This window comes from Paenibacillus sp. PL91, assembly GCF_012935325.2.
Taxonomy (GTDB): Bacteria; Bacillota; Bacilli; order Paenibacillales; family Paenibacillaceae; genus Pristimantibacillus.
The window spans coordinates 1-857 of sequence record NZ_JABBYG020000070.1 but is presented as its reverse complement, the minus strand read 5'-3'; the positions used below and the strand labels follow the sequence as shown (position 1 = coordinate 857).

The window sequence follows — 857 nt, the reverse complement described above, 5'->3', positions numbered from 1 at the left end:
GCTAACGGGCAGTTTAGCGTGGCGGCCAACCAACTAAGTGGTTGCTTACTCTCAATTGTTGGAAGGAAAGTTCTATTCTTTCGCGAATTCATTAGAATGCCGAAGTTACGAATTTCGCAAAAAAATCGCGGTAGAGCATTGGAAAGAGCATTTTAGTTTTCTATATCTTCATAGAAAGGTGATTACGCATGAACCAAAGACCGTCAGAAGAAGAATACGCCGGGGACGCCGGCGAGTATATCCGGTTGGTGCCGGAAGGCAACATCATCGACATTCTGCTCGCCCAGGAAAAGCAAATGACCGAGCTGCTGGCATCGTTGACCGAACGCCAGAGCGCCTATCGGTATGCGGAAGGAAAATGGACGCTAAAAGAAGTCGTGGGCCACATCGCAGACAGTGAACGCGTCATGACCTACCGCCTGCTCCGATTTGCAAGAGGGGATCAGACGCCTCTGCCCGGTTTCGACCAGGAATTGTTCATTCCTCCTTTCGGAAGCTGGACAACCGCGCAATTGGCCGAAGACTACCGGGCCGTACGGCAATCGACGATCACACTGCTGCGCGGGTTGCCGACGGAGGCGTGGTCCCGCAAGGGCACAGCCAACAACGTAAGCATTACGGCGCGCGCCCTCGCTTACGGCATCGCAGGACACGAGCTTCATCACATGGGGGTCATCCGAAATCGTTACTTGAGTTAGTCGTCCTTCTTTATGGCACCCTTCCCGCCCCGTTCATAGACTGATATGAAGAGAGGACAAGACGGGTTGAAAAAAACAGCAGCGATTGGTTGCTGACTGGAGTTTTGTCTAAATAGCAAATAATAATCTCAAACAAGAAAAAATCATTCAACTAACGGG

At 51.0% G+C, this 857-nt stretch carries 1 protein-coding gene; it reads left to right on the top strand.

Annotation, left to right across the window (positions count from 1 at the left end; all coding sequences use genetic code 11):
* Positions 1–188 precede the first annotated feature (188 nt).
* Entirely contained in the window at positions 189–698 is a 510-nt protein-coding gene (locus HI950_RS35390) for a DinB family protein (RefSeq protein WP_169091775.1), read from the top strand.
* Positions 699–857: the final 159 nt, after the last annotated feature.